General features: G+C 71.2%; 16 protein-coding genes. 10 read left to right on the top strand and 6 right to left on the bottom strand.

Features of this window, described 5'->3' with window-relative positions; genetic code table 11:
• Positions 1 to 133: 133 nt before the first annotated feature.
• Positions 134 to 511 carry a hypothetical protein gene (locus IE195_RS13935; RefSeq protein WP_191271388.1) on the top strand — a complete coding sequence of 126 codons (378 nt, stop codon included), beginning with the start codon at positions 134 to 136 and terminating at the stop codon, positions 509 to 511.
• A gap of 6 nt (positions 512 to 517) precedes the next feature.
• Positions 518 to 1,432 carry an EamA family transporter gene (locus IE195_RS13940; RefSeq protein WP_191271390.1) on the top strand — a complete coding sequence of 305 codons (915 nt, stop codon included), beginning with the start codon at positions 518 to 520 and terminating at the stop codon, positions 1,430 to 1,432.
• Positions 1,433 to 1,573: 141 nt separating this feature from the next.
• On the opposite strand, the gene IE195_RS13945 is transcribed toward IE195_RS13940, so the two are convergent.
• The 4 genes from IE195_RS13945 to IE195_RS13960 form a co-directional block, all read right to left on the bottom strand.
• Positions 1,574 to 3,073, bottom strand: a complete 1,500-nt coding sequence (locus IE195_RS13945) for a SulP family inorganic anion transporter (RefSeq protein WP_191271615.1) — start codon at positions 3,071 to 3,073, stop codon at positions 1,574 to 1,576.
• Between the two features lie 467 nt (positions 3,074 to 3,540).
• On the bottom strand, positions 3,541 to 4,740 hold the full coding sequence (locus IE195_RS13950) for an MFS transporter (RefSeq protein WP_191271616.1): 1,200 nt from the start codon (positions 4,738 to 4,740) through the stop codon (positions 3,541 to 3,543).
• A gap of 171 nt (positions 4,741 to 4,911) precedes the next feature.
• Positions 4,912 to 6,537, bottom strand: a complete 1,626-nt coding sequence (locus IE195_RS13955) for a peptide chain release factor 3 (RefSeq protein ID WP_191271617.1) — start codon at positions 6,535 to 6,537, stop codon at positions 4,912 to 4,914.
• Positions 6,538 to 6,556: 19 nt separating this feature from the next.
• Complete coding sequence (locus IE195_RS13960) at positions 6,557 to 6,964, bottom strand: MerR family transcriptional regulator (protein WP_191271392.1); 408 nt, start codon at positions 6,962 to 6,964, stop codon at positions 6,557 to 6,559.
• Positions 6,965 to 7,521: 557 nt separating this feature from the next.
• Between IE195_RS13960 and IE195_RS13965 the strand changes: the two genes are divergently transcribed.
• Positions 7,522 to 7,707, top strand: a complete 186-nt coding sequence (locus IE195_RS13965) for a hypothetical protein (RefSeq protein WP_191271394.1) — start codon at positions 7,522 to 7,524, stop codon at positions 7,705 to 7,707.
• Positions 7,708 to 7,876: 169 nt separating this feature from the next.
• A complete protein-coding gene (locus IE195_RS13970; protein ID WP_191271396.1) occupies positions 7,877 to 8,995 on the top strand; it encodes a COX15/CtaA family protein in 1,119 nt (372 codons plus the stop codon).
• Here the strand turns inward: IE195_RS13970 and IE195_RS13975 are convergent.
• Positions 8,934 to 10,217 carry a PrsW family intramembrane metalloprotease gene (locus IE195_RS13975; protein ID WP_191271398.1) on the bottom strand — a complete coding sequence of 428 codons (1,284 nt, stop codon included), beginning with the start codon at positions 10,215 to 10,217 and terminating at the stop codon, positions 8,934 to 8,936. The two genes, IE195_RS13970 and IE195_RS13975, sit on opposite strands and share 62 nt — an antisense overlap.
• A gap of 105 nt (positions 10,218 to 10,322) precedes the next feature.
• Between IE195_RS13975 and IE195_RS13980 the strand changes: the two genes are divergently transcribed.
• Complete coding sequence (locus IE195_RS13980; protein WP_191271401.1) at positions 10,323 to 10,751, top strand: hypothetical protein; 429 nt, start codon at positions 10,323 to 10,325, stop codon at positions 10,749 to 10,751.
• 101 nt (positions 10,752 to 10,852) lie between these two features.
• Here IE195_RS13980 and IE195_RS13985 read toward each other — a convergent pair whose 3' ends face one another.
• On the bottom strand, positions 10,853 to 11,830 hold the full coding sequence (locus IE195_RS13985; RefSeq protein WP_191271403.1) for a heme o synthase: 978 nt from the start codon (positions 11,828 to 11,830) through the stop codon (positions 10,853 to 10,855).
• A 626-nt stretch (positions 11,831 to 12,456) separates the two neighbouring features.
• Between IE195_RS13985 and tkt the strand changes: the two genes are divergently transcribed.
• The 5 genes from tkt to pgl all read left to right on the top strand — a co-directional run bounded on the left by tkt (position 12,457) and on the right by pgl (position 19,125).
• Entirely contained in the window at positions 12,457 to 14,550 is a 2,094-nt protein-coding gene (gene tkt / locus IE195_RS13990; protein WP_191271405.1) for a transketolase, read from the top strand.
• 87 nt (positions 14,551 to 14,637) lie between these two features.
• Positions 14,638 to 15,744, top strand: a complete 1,107-nt coding sequence (gene tal, locus IE195_RS13995; RefSeq protein WP_191271406.1) for a transaldolase — start codon at positions 14,638 to 14,640, stop codon at positions 15,742 to 15,744.
• A gap of 135 nt (positions 15,745 to 15,879) precedes the next feature.
• Positions 15,880 to 17,427, top strand: a complete 1,548-nt coding sequence (zwf, locus tag IE195_RS14000) for a glucose-6-phosphate dehydrogenase (RefSeq protein ID WP_191271407.1) — start codon at positions 15,880 to 15,882, stop codon at positions 17,425 to 17,427.
• A gap of 28 nt (positions 17,428 to 17,455) precedes the next feature.
• A complete protein-coding gene (locus tag IE195_RS14005; protein ID WP_191271408.1) occupies positions 17,456 to 18,382 on the top strand; it encodes a glucose-6-phosphate dehydrogenase assembly protein OpcA in 927 nt (308 codons plus the stop codon).
• Complete coding sequence (gene pgl, locus IE195_RS14010) at positions 18,379 to 19,125, top strand: 6-phosphogluconolactonase (RefSeq protein ID WP_191271409.1); 747 nt, start codon at positions 18,379 to 18,381, stop codon at positions 19,123 to 19,125. Before IE195_RS14005 ends, pgl begins: the two co-directional genes overlap by 4 nt.
• Positions 19,126 to 19,157: the final 32 nt, after the last annotated feature.

The following is a 19,157-nucleotide window of genomic DNA, read 5'->3' on the forward strand; positions in this document are numbered from 1 at the left end:
GGGGGCGGTCCGGTTCACTACGGGTCCGGACTATTCCACACCAATCGCCCTACTTGGCGCATATCAGGGGCCTCTCGCGCCCCGCACGGGGCAGGCCGGGGGCGGACGGGAACGCTCGATAGGGTGTGCGCCCATGGAAGCCATCGGAGTGCCCTGGTTCATCGTCGTCCGCTATCTCGGGCCTCCCCTGTTCCTGCTCGCGGTGGGCGGAGCCCTCCTGGTGTGGCGGCGCCCGGCCCGCCCGGGGCTGGTGTGGGCCGCCCTGGTGGTGAACCTGCTCGCGGCGGCGCTGCCCTTCCTGTGGATCGCGGTCCAGCTCCTCACCGGGCTGGGCGAGGCGACGGTGGTCGGGCTGGTCATGACGCTGCTGCAACCGGGTGTGGTGGTCGTGGCGTGGCTGCTGCTCCTGTGGGCGGCGGTGTCCCGGAGCAGGCCGGGAGGAACGGCCCCGGACGGCACGGGGGCCGCGGACTCCGAGGACGCGAAGAGGGCAGCCGAAAACGTAGGATGACCCATCATGAGCACCCGGACCGGTTCGACCAGCACCTTCTCCCCCAGCGCGGCGCTGGGATCACTGCCCCCCGTCTGGCTGGTGATGGCCGGCATCGTCTCGGTGCAGACCGGTGCGGGCGTGGCCAAGAACCTGTTCGAGTCCCTGCCCCCGGCCGCGGTGGTGTGGCTGCGCCTGCTCACCTCGGCGGTGCTCCTGGTCCTGCTGGCCCGGCCCGCGCTGAAGGCCCGGAGCCGCGGCGACTGGCTGGTGGTGATCGGCTACGGCGTGGCCCTGGCCTCGATGAACTACCTCATCTACCAGGCCTTCGCCCGTATCCCGCTGGGTATCGCGGTGACCATCGAGTACCTGGGGCCGCTGGCGATCGCGATCATCGGCTCACGCCGCCGCGTCGACCTGCTGTGGGCGGGACTGGCGGGGCTCGGCGTGGCGGCGCTGGGGATCGAGTTCGGTGAACTCGACCCGGTGGGCGTGCTGTTCGCGGTGCTGGCCGCCACGGCCTGGGCCGGGTACATCATGCTGAGCGCCGCCACGGGGCAGCGGTTCAGCGGGGCCTCCGGCCTGGCCGTCGCCAGTGTGGTGGGGGTGGTGGTGCTGGCTCCGGCCGGGATCGCCGAGGGCGGCGCCGCCCTGCTGGACTGGCGGCTGCTGCTGTTCGGCCTGGCCGTGGGCGTGCTCTCCTCCGTGGTGCCCTACACCCTGGAGCTGAACGCTCTGCGCCGGATGCCGCCGAGGGTGTTCGGGGTGCTGATGAGCCTCCAGCCCGCGGCGGCAGCCCTGGTGGGCCTGGTCCTGCTGGGTGAGCTGCTGACCGTGTGGCAGTGGCTTGCGGTGGCGTGTGTGATCACCGCGAGCGCGGGTTCGACCCGCACCTCCGCCAAGCGCGACGCGCGTGAGGCGGCGGAGGAGGGCGACCGGTAACCGACGCGGCGGGGCGCCGGGCGGCGGGGCCGCCACAGGAGGGGTGCGGCCGACGGGGCTGGACGGCCGGAGAAGGCGGCGGGGCCGCCGGAGGATCTCCGACGGCCCCGCGGGGTCGCTTCCGGGCGCCCGGCCGGTGGCTCAGTGGCCGCCCACCAGGGTTCCGGTCAGCTCCTTGTGCAGGTGCGCACTGGGCTTGTTCAGACCGGTGATCTCCACCTCCACGTCGTGCCTGCGGAAGTGCTCGGTGACCTGGTCCAGCGCGGCCACAGCGGAGGAGTCCCACACGTGGGCCCCCGACATGTCCACCACGACCTTGCTCAGCCCCTGCTCGGCGTAGTCGAACCGCTGCACCAGCTCACCGGTGGAGGCGAAGAAGACCTCGCCGTTGACCGAGTACACCCGGGTACCGCCGTCGGGGTCCAGCACGCTGGTGACGTCGGCCTGCATGGCGGCCTTGCGGGCGAAGAGGACCATGGACACGATCACGCCCACGATCACGCCGAGCGCCAGGTTGTGGGTCCAGACCACCACGGCGACGGTGACGGCCATGACCAGGGTCTCGGTCCAGGGCATGCGCCTGACCGTCCCGGGGGCGATGCTGTGCCAGTCGAAGGTCACGATCGCCACGAAGAACATCACCGCGACCAGCGCGGCGATCGGGATCATCCCGACGACGTCGCCCAGTCCCACGCACAGGATCAGCAGGAACACCCCGGCCAGGAATGTCGAGACCCGGGTCCGGGCGCCGGACTTGACGTTGATCATCGTCTGGCCGATCATCGCGCAGCCGGCCATCCCGCCGAAGAAGCCGACCAGCACGTTGGCGATGCCCTGGCCGCGGGCCTCGCGGGCGTGGTCGGAGGAGGTCTCGGTGATGTCGTCGACGACCTTGGCGGTCATCAGCGACTCCATCAGGCCCACCAGCGCCAGCGTCACCGCGTAGGGCAGGACCAGCGTGAGGGTCTCGACGTTGAACGGCACGTCCGGGATCAGCGGGATCGGGAGGGTGTCGGGCAGCTCGCCCATGTCGCCCACGGTGCGGGCGGGGATGCCCATGGCCAGGGCGCCCACCGTGAGCACGACGATGGCCACCAGCGGGGCGGGGATCGCCTTGGTGAGCAGCGGCAGGCCGAAGATGATGACCAGACCGACGGCGACCATCGCGTAGATGGGCACCCCGACCCCGGCCAGGTGCGGAAGCTGGGCCAGGAAGATGAGGATGGCCAGGGCGTTGATGAACCCGGTCATCACGCTGGGCGGCACGAACCGCATCAGCTTGGCCACGCCCAGCAGGCCCAGCCCGACCTGGATCAGACCGGCCAGGATGGTGGCCGCGATCAGGTAGTCGACCCCGTACTCGATGGACAGCGGGGCGACCACCAGGGCCATGGCGCCGGTGGCGGCGGAGATCATCGCCGGTCGCCCGCCCAGGAAGGCGATGGACACGGCCATGATGAAGGAGGCGTACAGGCCGACCCGGGGGTCGACCCCGGCGATCAGGGAGAAGGCGATCGCCTCGGGGATCAGGGCCAAGGCGACGACCAGACCGGCCATCACGTCGGCGCGCAACTGGGCCCCGCTGGGGATTCTGGACATCAGGGACCCTCGTCGGGTCTTCAGCAGACTCATGGAACCCATCTGGTTCGGGCAGTCCACGTCGAGGACTGCGGTGTTCACACGTCAGGTGGTGCGGCGACGGCGCGGAGGGCGCCACCCGGCCCGGTGGGACCGCGGCGGCAGGCGCCTGGGGTTCTCCGGTGCGGCACCCGATGGGCGCCCCGGAGCGCGGCCTCGTCGCCGCGTGCCCGACGCCGTCCCTGAGGGCGGGTCGGGAGGTATGTGGGGTTTCCGCCTCGTGCGTGCGGAACCGACCTGCTTCAAATTTACAGTTACGTGAGGGTTCGAGTCACGCAGAGCGACTGAGACAACTGTCACAGGGGCGGAGAATGACGGATCTTCCCTGATCAAAATATGTGATCTCGATGGCAGCCGCATTTCCGGCGGGATAACCCAAAGTGATTTTCTGGGCGGAATCCCGGGGCGTTCACACGTCTTGCTCAGCCGCACCGGGGACGTCCCCTCGACGGTGCGGTTCACCTGGGAATTCAGCCGACCTGATCGTGGTGTGACACGGGAGGGGAAAGGGAGGTCCGGGGCTTGCGCGCGAAACACACCGCGACCGCGACGACGGCGCACAGCAAGGCCAGACCCATGATTCCCGGGCGATAGGAGTCCGCCCAGCCGTGGGCCAGGGACAGCAGGATGGGCCCCACGGCGGTGGAGGCGACCGCCACGGACTGGGTCAGACCGCGCAGGGTCCCCAGACTCGCCGTACCGAAGTAGAAGGGCAGCGCGGCGCTCTCGACGGCGCGGGCTCCGGAGGCCGCCGCGCCCAGCGCGGCCCCGTAGAGCAGGGCGCCCCACCCGGGGGCCACCAGCGGCAGGGTGACCAGAGCCAGGGCGTGCATGGCCATGGCCGCGCTCATCAGCAACTTCGGGGACACCCGGTCCGCCGCCGACCCGAACAGCAGGGCCGCGCCCAGCCCGGCGACCGTCTGGGGAAGGAAGTTGGCGGCGGCCTGGGCGGGGGTGAGTCCCTGCTCCCCCAGGACGGAGATCTGGTGGAAGAACACGGCGGTGGAGACCAGACCGCTGCACGCGATGGCTCCGGCCATCGCCCAGAACATCGAGGTGCGGGCGATCACGGAGAGGGGCCACGCCGGTGCCCCGGTGCCCGAGCCCGGGCTCTGCGGGCCGGCCTCGTCCGCCGAGGGCGCCCAGGCCGCGCCGCGCAGCCCCCACAGGGCCAGCGGCAGGACCACAACCCAGATCAGCAGCCCTTCGGCGACGAAGGTGTAGCGCCAGTCCAGGACGGTGATCGCCCGCTCGGCGAGCAGGGGGAACAGGGAGATCCCCGCCGCCCCCAGGGAACTGGTGAGGCCGAGCAGGGTGCCCCGGTTACGGGTCACCGAGATCGCGACGGCAGTGGTCGCGATCATGCTCATGCCGCCCTGCCCCAGGGCGCGCACCCCCACGAAACCGGCCGTCAGCCCGACCAGTTCCTGGGCGCAGGCCAGCAGCATCAGGAAGCTCCCGAAGCCGAGCGCCACCAGGGCCAGAACCCGTTGGACCCCGAAACGGTCCACCGCACGACCGATCCAGGGAAGTGCCAGAGCGCCGGACAGGGTCCCGGCCATGTACGCCAGGGAGACCGCGGAACGGCCGACCCCGAGGTCGGCGATGACGTGATCGACGAAGACCGCGATACCGGCGGTCTGTCCGGGGCCGCTCAGCGCCAGAACCATCGCTGAGGCGATGACGATCCTGGGGATGGAACGGTTGGGGGCGGAGGTTTCGGCGGCGGGCGGCGCGGAGGGCAGTGAAACTCCTCGGACGTGGCGGGTACGGGCGCTCTGTTCGGTGCTCACACGCGGCGCGGTGCCGCGCGCCCCGTGGGGGCAGGGACAGCCGGGTCCCTAGTATTCCTCGTCGACGCCGCCGGCGAGCAGCGGCTCCATCAACAGCGACGGGTTGTCCCGCTCGATCACCCGCAACCGCCACTTGTTGTGCACCAACACCAACAACTCCCCGTCGTTGCGCCGCTTGAGCACCTCCGCACCCGAGAGCGCGTGCAACACCGGAGCCGACTCCGCATCCGTACGCCGCGCCACCGAGTACTCCAACGGCGAAACCTCGATCGGAGAGCGGAACTCCTGCTCCATCCGGTGCCGCACCACGTCGAACTGCAACGGACCCACCGCCGCCAGCACCGGAGCCTGCTCACCCCGCACATCCGAGGTCAGCACCTGCACCACACCCTCGGCGTCCAACTGCGCGATCCCGCGCTGGAACTGCTTGTACTTACCCGCATCCACCGCACGCGCCACCACGAAGTGCTCCGGAGCGAAGCTGGGAATCGGCGGGAAGACCACCTTGGGACCGTCGTAGAGAGTGTCACCCACCGACAGAGCATGCGCGTTGACCAGCGCGATCACATCCCCCGGATAGGCGGTGTCGATCGTGGAGCGGTCCGAACCGAACACCGCCTGGGTGTACTTGGTCGCGAACGGCCGCCCCGTCGAGGCGTGGGTGAGCACCATCCCCCGGTCGAACCGCCCCGAGCTGACCCGCACGAACGCCATCCGGTCCCGGTGGTTACGGTCCATGTTGGCCTGCATCTTGAACACCTGCCCCGAGAAGGGGGAGCTCACGGGCCGGGGCTCGTCCTTGGTGTCGGTCTTCGCGGACGGAGCGGGGGCGAGGCCGACGATGGTCTCCAGCAGCTGGCCGACGCCGAAGTTGGGCAGGGCCGCGCCGAACAGCACCGGAGAGGACTCACCCGCCATGAAGGAGGTGTGGTCGAAGTCGGCGCCGATCTCGCCGAGGAGTTCGATCTCCTCGGTGGCCTGCTCCCATTCGGCGCCCTCCACGCGCGCCGCCTCCTCGGCCGACAGCGTCTCCTCGATAGCCTTGCTGGCGCCGCCCGGGGTGCGGGTCATCTTGGTGTAGGTCCCGCTCGTGCGGTCCACCAGACCGCGGAAGTCGCCCGCGATACCCACCGGCCAGTTCAACGGGGTCGGACGCAGGCCGATACGCTGCTCGATCTCGTCCAACAGCTCCAACGGCTCACGCCCGGGCCGGTCCCACTTGTTGACGAAGGTGATCACCGGCATCCTGCGCGCCCGGCACACGTCGAAGAGCTTCAGCGTCTGCGGCTCCAGGCCCTTGGCCGAGTCCAGCAGCATGATCGCGCAGTCCACCGCCGAGAGCACCCGGTAGGTGTCCTCGGAGAAGTCCGCGTGACCGGGGGTGTCCACCAGGTTCAGCACCCGGTCGGCGTAGTCGATGCGCAACGCGGCCGAGGTGATCGAGATCCCCCGGTCCTGCTCCATCTCCATCCAGTCCGAGGTCACCCCCCGACGGTCGCCCTTGCCGTGCACCGCCCCGGCCGAGGAGATCGCCGCCGCGTGCAGCGCCAGGGCCTCGGTCAGCGTCGACTTACCGGCGTCCGGGTGGGAGATGACCGCGAAGGTCCGCCTCCGCTCCGCCTCGTGAACGACCTCAGCCGTCACCTTGTCCGTCGCCGGCGCCGTCACGATCACTCCTCGCACGTGTGGGTTCTCAGGTGGGGGCGTCGGCCCTGGCCCGTTGTTCGCGTAGCCGTCCGGCGAACTCCTCGGCCATGGCCAGTTGCTTCTGCAGGGCCTGGCAGCGGGCGACGATGGCCGCCTCGAAGGCGTCGAGCCTCTCGCTGAGGGCCTCCCGGTCCTGGACGGAGGTCTGCTCGGCCCCGAGCCGGTCGAGGGTCTCCAGCAGCTCCCGGGTCTCCTCCAGGCTGAACTCCAGCGGTTTCATCCGCTTGATGAGGTTCAACCGGTCGACGTCCTCCTGGGTGTAGAGACGGAAGCCCCCACGCGAACGGGCGGACGGCACGACGAGGCCGACCTCGCCGTAGTAGCGGATGGTCCGCAGGGAAAGGCCGGTCCGTTCGGCCACCTCACCGATCTGCATGTGGCCCGGTTCAGGCATCGGGGCGCCCCTTCTTGTTAACTCTACTCTAACGTCAGGTTCGTTCGGGTGATGTTGGCCGTCGAAGGCGCCATGTTAGTGCGCTCCCGCACCAGGAGGATTTCATGCCGCGTCGGATGACCCGTCCGGACCACACAGGGAAGGGGAGCCCCGTCGATGGACGCACGGGCGCGGGGTCCACACCCGAGCGGACCACGTGCGGGGCGGCACGGACCACGGCAGGGGTCGCGGCCGCGGCCGTGCCACCACGGGAGGGCGCGGAGCGCGAAGGAAGCAGGTCGACCCTCCACGGCAAACCCTACCCTCTCGTGAGGGTAGCTTCGCCCCGCGCACCGGTCGCGGACACCGGACCGTACCGGCCCCTGCTGGACCAATGCGGGTACGGCCCGGGACAACGGGAGGCCACGCCCCCACCCGCTGAGCCATCGGTGCGGCAGCACATCACCACAAGTCAGACAAACATCGCACGGGCCGCGTTTTCTCCCGCCCGGGCCCGGCAATTGATGCCCCTGGGAAGGCCGACCCGCTCCTGATCATCCGCATCCGGAAGGGAAACCATGCGCATCGCCGCCAAGCTCGCCCTGACCCTGTTCTTCACCGCCAGCCTGCTCGGGCTGGGCGCCGGTGCCGCCTCAGCCGGCACGTGGGCCTACCAGCAGTGCGTCCAGGAGCAGCAGTCGCTCGGCCTGCTCAACCTCAACCTCAACCTGTTGAACCAGTGCATCGCGCAGTACGACGACTGAGGCGCCGCGGCTGACCGACACCGAGGCCGGACAGCACCGACCGCCCGACCGGGGTCCCGGAACGCGTTCCGGGACCCCTCGCGTGTTCCGGGGAAACCCGTCATCGCAGGTGGCGACCTGTGTCGGGGGGGCGTCGGGAACTCCGGAAGCGTGTACTACGCTTTGTCGTATGTTTGCATCCCCGGCCTCCGCGGCGACGGCCACGAACACGCTCACACCGCTCGCTGCGGACGAGATGGAGGACATCGTCCTCCTCGGCGTCCCACTCTGGGGCTGGCAGATCGTCCTGGCCGCCGCGGGTGTCCTGACGCTGGTCCTGCTGGCCCGCAGCATCTGGGAGCCCACCCCGAGGTCGCTGCGCGCCTGGGCGCTGGGGAACATCGTCGTCAACGCCGGGATCGCCGTCACCGGGGCGACCGTACGGGTCACCTCCTCCGGCCTGGGCTGCTCCGAATGGCCCAGGTGCACCCCGGACAGCTTCGTGCCCATCGACACCGGGCACGCCGCCCTCAACGCCGCCATCGAGTTCGGCAACCGCACGCTGACCTTCGTGGTCCTGGCGGTCGCCGTGATCACCCTCGTCGCCGTGCTGCGCACGAGCCCACGCCGCCGCGACCTCGTCCGGCTGGCCGCGATCATCCCGATCGGTGTGCTGGGCCAGGGCGTGGTCGGCGGCATCACCGTCTGGACCGACCTGCACCCCGCCTCGGTCGCCGCCCACTTCCTGCTGTCCATGGTGATGGTCTTCATCACCGTCGCGCTGTACGTGCGCTGCCAGGAGCCCGAGGGCAGGCCCCGGATCTGCGTGGGCCCCATGCTGCACACGGTGAGCGTCGGCCTGGTCGTGGTCGGCTTCCTGCTGCTGATCGCCGGGACCGTGGTCACCGGCACCGGTCCGCACGGCGGTGACGCCGCGGCTCCGCGCTGGGACCTGGACCTGCCCGCGATCACCCGGGTGCACTCGGCCCTGGCCTGGCTCACCCTGCTGGGCAGCCTCCTCGCCACCGTGATCGCCTTCCGCGGCGGCGCCTCCCGGCCCGCCCGCAGGAGCAGTGCGGTCCTGCTCGCGGTCGTGCTGCTCCAAGGCGTGCTCGGCTACACCCAGTACGCCCTGGAACTGCCCGAGGCCCTGGTGGTGCTGCACGTGCTCGGCTCCGCGCTCACCTGGGTAGCGGTCTCCCGCCTGTACTTCGCCACCACACGGCTGATGCCGCCGGGCGAGGAGCTCACCGCGGAGGCTGCCCGTGCCGGGGCACGTAGTCCTGCTGAGCCTGTGTCTGGGCGATGACGTGCGCGAAGTCCGCTCGGCGCAGGAAACCCGAGTCGGTGGGGTTCTCCGCCCACCCCGGCTTCACCGGCTGGGGCAGCCGCCCCAGGAAGGTGTCCCGGGCCACGTGCATCAGCGCCAGGAACGAGTCACGGCGGACCTTCCAGTCCTGTCGGGGTAGGCCGAGGTCGAGCTTCTGGTGCAGCAGGGCGAGCTCGGTCGCGGCCAGCTGGTAGTCCTTCATCGCGAGGCGGCCGCGGGCGCCCGCGTTGTGCGCGGCCCACTCCCGGGCCCGGCGCCGCGCCGTCATCGAACTGAGCATGGTGATGTCGGACGGGGTGACCAGGCCCGTGGAGATGTAGGGCGGCAGGTACCGGTCGATCGCCGCGACCTGGCTGCGGCGGTCGCGGGCGGCGATCACCAGGATGCCCAGGAGCACCAGGAACAGCACCAGGTAGGCCACCCCCAGCCCGGACCAGCCGAAGGTGGTCGCCGCGTTCCACATGCCGTGCAGGAGGACCGCCGCCACCCATCCGGCGAACGGCGCCAGGAGGCGGAGACCGCCGGTACGCATGGCGGCGTAGGCCACGCCGAGGCCGATCATCGCGGTGTAGACCGGGTGCCCGAAGGGCGCGACGAGGCCGCGGATGGCGAAGGTCGCGACGAGCGTGCCGTCGAAGAAGGCGCTGAGGAAGTAGAGGATGTTCTCGGTGAAGGCGAACCCGGTCGCCACCATCCCGGCGTAGACCACGCCGTCGGTGAAGGTGTCGATCTCGTTGCGGCGCCGCCAGAGCAGGATGAGCAGGACCACGCCCTTGGCGCTCTCCTCCACGACCGGCGCCACCAGCGCCGTGCCGAGGAAGTCGGCCACCCCCTCGCCGAACACCGGCACCGTGAAGTAGGTCAGCCCCCAGGTGTTGAGCAGGAGCGAGGCGACGACGGCCACGCCCCCGCCCCACACGAACGCGAAGAACAGCACCCAGCCCGGTTCCGGTTCCAGCCGGTCGAGCATGAGGATGAGCGGCACCAGGATGGTGACCGGGACGACCGCGGTCACCAGGCTGACGAGGAACCCGGTCGCACCGTCGATCCCGGCCGCCGCTCCCCCGGCCATCGCCAGCATCCACAGGTACCCGAGCATGCCGAGCATGCACACCACGCTGACGGTGGTGCCCAGGATGAGGGTCATCGAGTAACGGGAGCGGCGTCCCTGAAGGATCGCCTTGCTGTCGAGTCGGGGCATGGGGACAGATCGTAGCGGTTGGACGCCCGCTGGGAGGAGCCGGAGGGGCCGGTCCGGGTACGACACAATCGGACCTGTTCAACCGTCACGGAGAAAGGCCGCACCATGGACCCGAAGACGACCGCCGACCGGGCGGGCAACCCGCTCTGGCTCCTGGTACTGCGTATCGCGATCGGTGCCAGCCTGGCCGCCCTCCTGTGGGAGTTCGCCACGGCGGGGCAACTGGTCACCTTCAACACCGACGCGCTGCCGCTGCACTACGGCGGGGCCTTCGCCGTGCACGCGGCCACCGGCGTGCAGCTGTTGGCGGCACTCCTGGTGTGGCGGCTGCCGGGGGCCGGGTCGCCCGGCGGGCCCCGGCACGACCGCCTGGTCATGGTGGTGAGCCTGCTGGCGTTCCTGCTCGGCTTCGGCCAGGCCGCGCTGGGCACCTACGGACCGCTCCAGGCGCACGTGCCGCTGGCGATGCTGCTGGTGGCGCTGGTGGTGTGGTCAGCGGTCCTCGTCTGGGGCCGCCGGAGCCGCCGGGGCTGAGCCCCGGACCGCCCCCGGGCCCCGTCCGATGACCGCCGTACACGGCAGCGGCGCCCTGCCCTGCGGGCGGGGCGCCGTCACCGGGCCTTCGGGGGCGTCCCTCAGACGAGGAAGCGCGCGATCAGGGGGTCGACGGTGACCGCGGCGAACAGCAGCGCCAGGTAGGCGTTGGAGAGGTGGAAGAAACCCATCGTCTTCAGCCGGGCACCGGTCACCCCCGCCTTCGAACGGCTGAGCAGGCGGTGCGCCTGGACGACCAGCAGGGCGCCCAGGACGAGGGCGACCGCGCCGTAGAACCAGGTGGTCCCGGCGACCGGCCAGAAGATCAGCGAGACGATCGCGGTCGCCCAGCTGTACAGCACCGACTCCAGCAGGACCCGGCGGTCGCTGGCGACCACGGGCAGCATCGGGACCTTGGCGGCCGCGTAGTCCTCGCGGTAGCGCATGGCCAGCGTCCAGGTGTGCGGCGGCGTCCAGAAGAACACGACCAGGAAGAGCACGAACGGCGCCCAGTCGAGGCTGTTGGTGACGGCCGCCCAGCCGATGAGGACCGGCATGCAGCCGGCGATGCCGCCCCACACGACGTTCTGCGCGGTGCGCCGCTTGAGCAGCATCGTGTAGACGAAGATGTAGAAGGCGATCGCGAAGAGCGACAGCACGGCCGAGAGCACGTTGACGAGTGCGAGGAAGCCGACGGTGGAACCGACCGCCAGGATCAGGCCGTAGACGAGGGCGCCGCGCGGGGTCACCAGGTCCATCGCGCCCGGACGCTGGCGGGTGCGACGCATCTCACGGTCGATGTCGCGGTCGATGTAGCAGTTCATCGCGTTCGCGCTGGCCGCCGACATGGTGCCGAACAGCAGGGTGGCGACCGCGGTCCACAGCGGCGGCACACCCCCGGCCGCGACGAACATCACCGGGATGGTGGTGATGAGCAGCAGCTCGATGACGCGCGGCTTGGAGAGGGCGACGTAGGCGCGGGCGTAGGCGCCGAACGATGCCTTGCGGGGGGCCTCCGGCGCGGGGGCGGTCGCCTCGCCGCTCTCCTGGGCCTGCGGGGAACGGTTGGTGAGAGCCATCAGTTCCGCGTCCTCACGTCCGGAAGCACTGCTGTCCCCCGGGGGGCCGGCTCGGTTTCAGACACGCGGATACCTCGACAACTCTTGGGGATTTCGACACTGCTCGCCACGCGGGGTCGAACGGCCCGACAAAGCGTCAGGATCAGCCAAAACCCCGTCAACGACAAAGTGTAGTACTTGGCTGTGGGGACCGGCGACCAACCCCCTCCGTACGGGTGGCCTCCGGCCGGGGCCCGGCGGCCTGCGCCTCGGGCCCCGCCGCCCGCACGGGTGTAGAGAAGGTTCGCACAGCCCTCGCCGTGCTTCCAACGTGCCACGCGCCCGGGAGGAGGGCCGGGGTGGGCAGGAACCCGCACACCTGCTGTGTTACCCACAACTAATAGGAGGTGTCGGGCAACGACATCCCCGGCCGCGGACGATAGGCTCAAAGTCGGCACCGTGCGGCCGAGCCACGTCCACAGCCGATGCCGACGCCGACGCCGAAGGCGACCCCGCCCTCCCGCGCTCCCCCGAGACCCGCCCGACCGGCGGGCCTCCGACGGGGTGCCCGGCGACAACCTGCACGCACAACCGCACACCCGCCCCGGAACCGGGTGCACGGGTGCCCGAGAAGGAGACCAAAGGCCGTGAACGCCCACACCCCGAACACCCTGGAGTGGTCGGACCTCGACCTCCGCGCCGTCAACACGGTCCGGGCGCTGGCCATGGACGCGGTAGAGAAGTCGGGTAACGGTCACCCCGGCACCGCGATGAGCCTCGCTCCCGCCGCCTACCTCCTCTTCCAGAAGGTCATGCGGCACGACCCCGCCGCGCCCGACTGGGTGGGCCGGGACCGGTTCGTGCTGTCGATCGGCCACTCCAGCCTCACCCTCTACATCCAGCTCTACCTGGCCGGGTACGGCCTCACCATCGACGACCTCAAGGGGCTGCGCCAGTGGGACAGCCTGACCCCGGGCCACCCCGAGGTCGGCCACACCGCCGGCGTGGAGACCACCACCGGCCCGCTGGGGCAGGGCGTCGGCAACGCCGTCGGCATGGCCATGGCCGCCCGCCGCGAGCGCGGCCTGTTCAACCCCGAGGCCGGCCCGGGTGCCAGCCCCTTCGACCACCACGTCTACGCCTTCTGCTCCGACGGCGACGTCCAGGAGGGCGTGAGCCACGAGGCCAGCGCCCTGGCCGGGACGCAGAACCTCGGCAACCTCATCATGATCTGGGACGACAACCAGATCTCCATCGAGGACGACACCCGCATCGCGCACAGCGAGGACGTCGTGGCGCGCTACGCCGCCTACGGCTGGCACGTCGAGGAGGTCGACTGGACCGCCACCGGCGAGTACACCGAGGACGTCGAGGCGCTCCACCAGGCGATCCTGCGCGGCAAGGCCGAGACCGGGCGTCCGACCTTCATCCGCCTGCGCACCGTCATCGGCTGGCCCTCGCCGAACAAGCAGAACACCGGCGCCATCCACGGCGCGGCGATGGGCGCCGACGAGATCTCCGCCACCAAGGAGATCCTCGGCCTGCCCGACGAGCCGTTCGCCGTCGAGGACGCCGTGATCGAGCACACCCGCAAGGCGCTGGACCGCGGCCGTGAGGCCCACGCCGCCTGGGACGAGGCCCTGCACGCCTGGCGCAAGGGCGCCGAGGAGCACGGCGAGCTCTTCGACCGCCTCCAGTCGGGCAAGCTCCCCGAGGGCTGGGAGAAGTCCCTGCCGTCCTTCGAGGCCAGCGAGAAGGGGATGGCCACCCGCAAGGCCAGCGGTGAGGTGCTCGGCGCCATCGCCCCGCTCCTGCCCGAGCTGTGGGGCGGGTCCGCCGACCTCGCCGGGTCCAACAACACCACGCCCAAGGGCGAGCCGTCCTTCCTGCCCTTCGACCGGGCCAGCAGCATGTTCCCGGGCAACCCCTACGGGCGGGTGCTGCACTTCGGCGTCCGCGAGCACGGCATGGGCTCGATCCTCAACGGCATCGCCCTGCACGGCCCCACCCGCCCCTACGGCGGCACCTTCCTGGTGTTCAGCGACTACATGCGCCCGGCCGTGCGCCTGGCCGCGCTGATGAAGCTCCCGGTCACCTACGTGTGGACGCACGACTCCATCGGCCTGGGCGAGGACGGCCCCACCCACCAGCCGGTCGAGCACCTGTGGGCGCTGCGCGCCATCCCCGGCCTGGACGTGATCCGTCCGGCCGACGCCAACGAGACCGCCGTCGTCTGGCGCGAGGTCCTGGCCAACGCCGACCGGCCGTCCGCGCTGGCGCTCACCCGCCAGAACGTGCCCGTCCTGGACCGGGACACCTACTCCTCCGCCGAAGGCGCCGCCCAGGGCGGTTACGTGCTGGCCGAGGCCAGCGGCGGCACCCCCGAGGCGATCGTCGTCGCCACCGGCAGCGAGGTGTACCTGGCCCTGGAGGCCCGCACCGAACTGGAGAAGGCCGGCACGCCCACCCGCGTGGTCTCCATGCCGTGCGTGGAGTGGTTCGACTCCCAGAGCGAGGAGTACCGGGAGCAGGTGCTGCCGTCCTCGGTGCGCGCCCGCGTATCCGTCGAGGCCGGGATCGCCATGGGCTGGCGCTCCTACGTCGGCGACGCCGGCGTGTCGGTGGGCCTGGAGCACTTCGGTGCCTCCGCTCCCTACCAGACGCTCTACGAGAAGTTCGGCATCACCTCCGAGGCCGTCGTCGCGGCGGTCCGCGACAGTCTGGCCAAGGCCGGAAGCTGACGACGCGGGCCCGCCGGGAGGATCCCCGGCGGGCCCGCTCCGTGTGACAGGGGCGCACGCGCCCCGTGAGGAAGGCGTGAGAGAACCATGAGCACCGCTCTGAAGGACCTGGCCGCGGCCGGACAGTCCGTCTGGCTGGACGACATCAGCCGCAACCGGCTGCGCACCGGCAACCTGGCCGAACTGATGTCGACGCACAACGTCACCGGCGTCACCTCGAACCCCTCCATCTTCGACAAGGCGCTCGCCGAGGGCGACGCCTACGACCTGCAGGTGCACGAGTTCGGTGTGCGCGGGGTCTCGGTGGGTGAGGCCGTCCGGCTGCTGACCGCCTACGACATCCGCTGGGCGGCGGACACCCTGCGCCCGGTGTACGAGGCCACCGACCGCGTGGACGGCCGGGTCTCCCTGGAGGTGGACCCGCGTCTGGCGCGCGAGACCGAGCGCACCGTCGCCGAGGCCAAGTCGCTGTGGTGGCTGGTCGACCGGCCCAACCTGATGATCAAGATCCCGGCGACCGTCGAGGGCCTGCCCGCGATCACCCAGGTGCTCGGGCTGGGCATCAGCGTCAACGTGACCCTGATCTTCTCCCTGGAGCGCTACCGCGCGGTCATGGACGCGTTCCTGGCCGGGCTGGAGCTGGCCCGGGAGAACGGCCACGACCTGTCCCGCATCCAGTCGGTGGCCTCGTTCTTCGTCAGCCGGGTGGACGCCGAGACGGACAAGCGCCTGAAGGGGATCGGCACCCCGCGCGCCGAGGAGCTGCTCGGCCGCGCCGCCATCGCCAACGCCCGCCTGGCCTACCGCGACCACGAGGAGGTGTTCTCCTCCGAGCGCTGGAAGGCCCTGGCCGCCGGTGGCGCCACCCCGCAGCGTCCGCTGTGGGCCTCCACCGGTGTGAAGGACCCGGCCTACCCGGACACCCGGTACGTCACCGAGCTGGTGGCCCCGGGCACCGTGAACACGATGCCGCAGGCCACCCTGGACGCCACCGCCGACCACGGCGAGGTCACCGGGGACACCGTCCGTGCGGGCTACGAGGCCGCCCAGGCCGACCTGGACGCCCTGGCCGAGGTCGGCGTGGACCTGGCCGACGTGACCCGTCACCTGGAGGAGGACGGCGTGGTCAAGTTCGTCGACTCCTGGGAGAGCCTGCTCGGCCGCCTCACCATGAAGCTCGACGAGCTCGCCTGAGCCGACGGGCCCTTCTGAGCCCGGCCCGCGTCCGCGCGTGCACCCGACCAGGGGCGCGCGGACGCGGGTGCCGCCGACCACCGATCCACCGGCCACTCTCGACAGGAAGCGCGGACAAGCGTGAAAGAACCGGTGATGCCGGGAGCGGTACCCAACCCGCTCCGCAACGCCCTGGACCGAAGGCTCCCCCGTATCGCCGGGCCCAGCGTGCTGGTGCTGTTCGGCGTCACGGGCGACCTGGCCCGCAAGAAACTCCTGCCCGCCATCTACGACCTCGCCAACCGCGGCATGCTCCCGCCGGGCTTCGGCCTGGTCGGTTTCGCCCGCCGCGACTGGGAGGACCAGGACTTCGCGGCCGAGGCCTACGCCGCGGTGCGCGAACACGCCCGCACCCCGTTCCGTGAGGACGTGTGGCGCCAGCTGAGCGAGGGCGTGCGGTTCGTCCAGGGCGACCTGGACGACGACAGCGCCTTCGACAACCTGGCCCGGACCGTCCGCGAGCTGGACTCCGAGCGCGGGACCGGGGGCAACTACGCCTTCTACCTGTCGCTGCCGCCCAAGCTGTTCCCGACCGTGGTCACCCAGCTCAAGCACAGCGGTCTGGCCACACCCGAACCCGCCGGACCGGGCGGGGCCACGCCGTGGCGCCGAGTGGTGATCGAGAAGCCGTTCGGCCACGACCTGGAGAGCGCCAAGGAGCTCAACGCGGTGGTGGACGACGTGTTCCCGCCGTCGTCGGTGTTCCGCATCGACCACTACCTGGGCAAGGAGACGGTCCAGAACATCCTGGCGCTGCGCTTCGCCAACACCCTGTTCGAGCCGCTGTGGAACCGCAGCTACGTGGACCACGTGCAGATCACCATGGCCGAGGACATCGGCGTGGGCGGCCGCGCGGGCTACTACGACGGCATCGGCGCGGCCCGCGACGTCATCCAGAACCACCTCCTCCAGCTGCTCGCGCTCGTCGCCATGGAGGAGCCCGTCTCCTACAGCGCTGACGCGATCCGCGCCGAGAAGGAGAAGGTCCTGTCCGCGGTGACGCTCCCCGACGACCTGGCCGAGGGGACGGCGCGCGGCCAGTACGCGGCCGGGTGGCAGGGCGGGGCGTCGGTCCGCGGCTACCTGGAGGAGGAGGGCATCCCCTCCGACTCGGTGACCGAGACCTACGCGGCGCTGAAGCTGGACGTGGGCACCCGCCGGTGGTCGGGGGTCCCGTTCTACCTGCGCACCGGCAAACGGCTGGGCCGCCGGGTGACCGAGGTGGCGCTGGTGTTCCAGGCGGCACCGCAGCAGATGTTCGCCCGCAGCGACATCAGCGAGCTCGGCCAGAACGCCCTGGTGCTGCGCATCCAGCCCGACGAGGGGGTCACCCTCCGGTTCGGCTCCAAGGTGCCGGGCACCTCCATGGAGGTGCGCGACGTGAGCATGGACTTCACGTACGGGCAGTCCTTCACCGAGGCCAGCCCGGAGGCCTACGAGCGGCTCATCCTGGACGTGCTCATCGGCGACCCGCCGCTGTTCCCGCGCCAGGAGGAGGTCGAGCTGTCCTGGCGGATCCTGGACCCGGTCGAGGAGTACTGGGCCAAGGACGGCCGGCCCGAACAGTACGGTTCGGGCACCTGGGGCCCCGAGTCCGCGGAGGAACTGCTCAGCAGGGACGGCCGCCAGTGGCGCCGCCCGTGACCGCCCGCGCCCGCTTCCGGAGGGACAGATGACGCTCTATCTTCCGCGCACCACGACCTCGCAGATCACCGAGGCGCTCATGGCCGAGCGGCTCAGTGTCGGCGGGGGCGCCATGAACATGGTGCTCACCCTGGTGATCGTCACCGACGAGGCCGACCACTACGACGCCGTGCGCGCCGCCACCGAGGCGGGCCGCGAGCACCCCTCGCGGGTGGTGGCGCTGATCCGCCGCGACCCGGAGGCCGAACCGGCCATCGACGCGGAGATCCGCCGCCCCGGCACCTCGGGGCCGGGCGAGGCGGTGCTGCTGCGCCTGTACGGGCCGTTGGGCGAGCACCCCGACTCGGTGCTGACCCCGCTGCTGGTCCCGGACGCCCCGGTGGTGGTGTGGTGGCCGGGCCGGGGGCCCGCCGACCCGGCCGCCGACCCGGTGGGCCGCCTGGCCCACCGCCGGATCACCGACGCCCTGCGCGCCCCGGACCCGGTACGGGACCTGGTGGAGCGGGTAGCCCACTACCGTGCGGGTGACACCGACCTGACCTGGACGCGGCTCACCCCGTGGCGTTCGCTGCTGGCCAGCGCCATGGACCAGCCGTGCGGGTGGGTGAACTCGGCCAGGGTGACGGCCGAACGCGACTACCCGAGCGCCGAACTGTTGGCGGCGTGGTTGTCGGAGCGGTTGGAGGTGCCGGTGGAACGCGGCACCTCGGACGGGCCCGGCCTGACCGAGGTCCGGCTGACCACCGACCAGGGGGACATCACGATCTCCCGGGTGGACGGCCGGGTGGCGACCCTGTCCCGGACCGGACAGCCGGACCAGACGGTGGCGCTGGCCCGGCGCGGCGCGGCCCTGGCGTTGGCCGAGGAGCTGCGCCGTCTGGACGCCGACGAGACCTACGCGAGCGCGGCCCGCCACCTGGAGCCGCTGCTCGCTGGAAGCGGAGTGGACCGATGACCGAACCGGAGATCGTCCGTACGAACGACGCGGGCCAGTTGGCGCAGAGCGCCGCGTCCCGGCTGGCGAAGCTGATCGTGAGCGCCGAGGTGGAGGAGCGCGAGTTCCACCTGGTGCTGACCGGCGGCGGGGTCGGTATCCGAACTCTCGCGGCGCTGCGGGACGAGGCCAAGGCCAGCGGGATGAAGTGGTCGCACGTCCACCTGTGGTGGGGGGACGAGCGCTTCCTGCCCGAGGGCGACCCCGAGCGCAACGAGACCCAGGCCTGCGAGGCGCTGGTCAACGACATCGACATCCCGTCGCACCAGGTGCACCCGATGCCGTCCTCGGACGGGACCGACAACCACGACGCGGTGCGGGGTGCCACGAACTACTCGGCGGCGCTGTCCGTGGCGGCGCGGGGGAACGGCCCGGTGCCCGAGTTCGACGTGTGCCTGCTGGGTCTGGGGCCGGACGCGCACGTGGCGTCGCTGTTCCCGGGGCTGCCGGGGGTGCACGAGGACGAGGCCGCCGTGGTGGCGGTGCACGACTCCCCCAAGCCGCCGCCGACGCGGATCAGCCTGACCCTGCAGGCCATCGGCGCGGCACGGCAGGTGTGGGTGCTGGCCTCGGGTGAGTCCAAGGCCGAGGCCGTGCGCCTGGGACTGTCCGGCGCGAGCGTGGACCGGGCCCCGGTGGCCGGTGCGCGCGGTAGTGAGCGGACGGTGTTCTGGGTGGACGAGGAGGCGGCCTCGAAGCTCTGAGGCCGCCCGGGAGCGGTACGTACGCACGCCCC

The organism is Nocardiopsis terrae, from assembly GCF_014651695.1.
Classification (GTDB): domain Bacteria; phylum Actinomycetota; class Actinomycetes; order Streptosporangiales; family Streptosporangiaceae; genus Nocardiopsis; species Nocardiopsis terrae.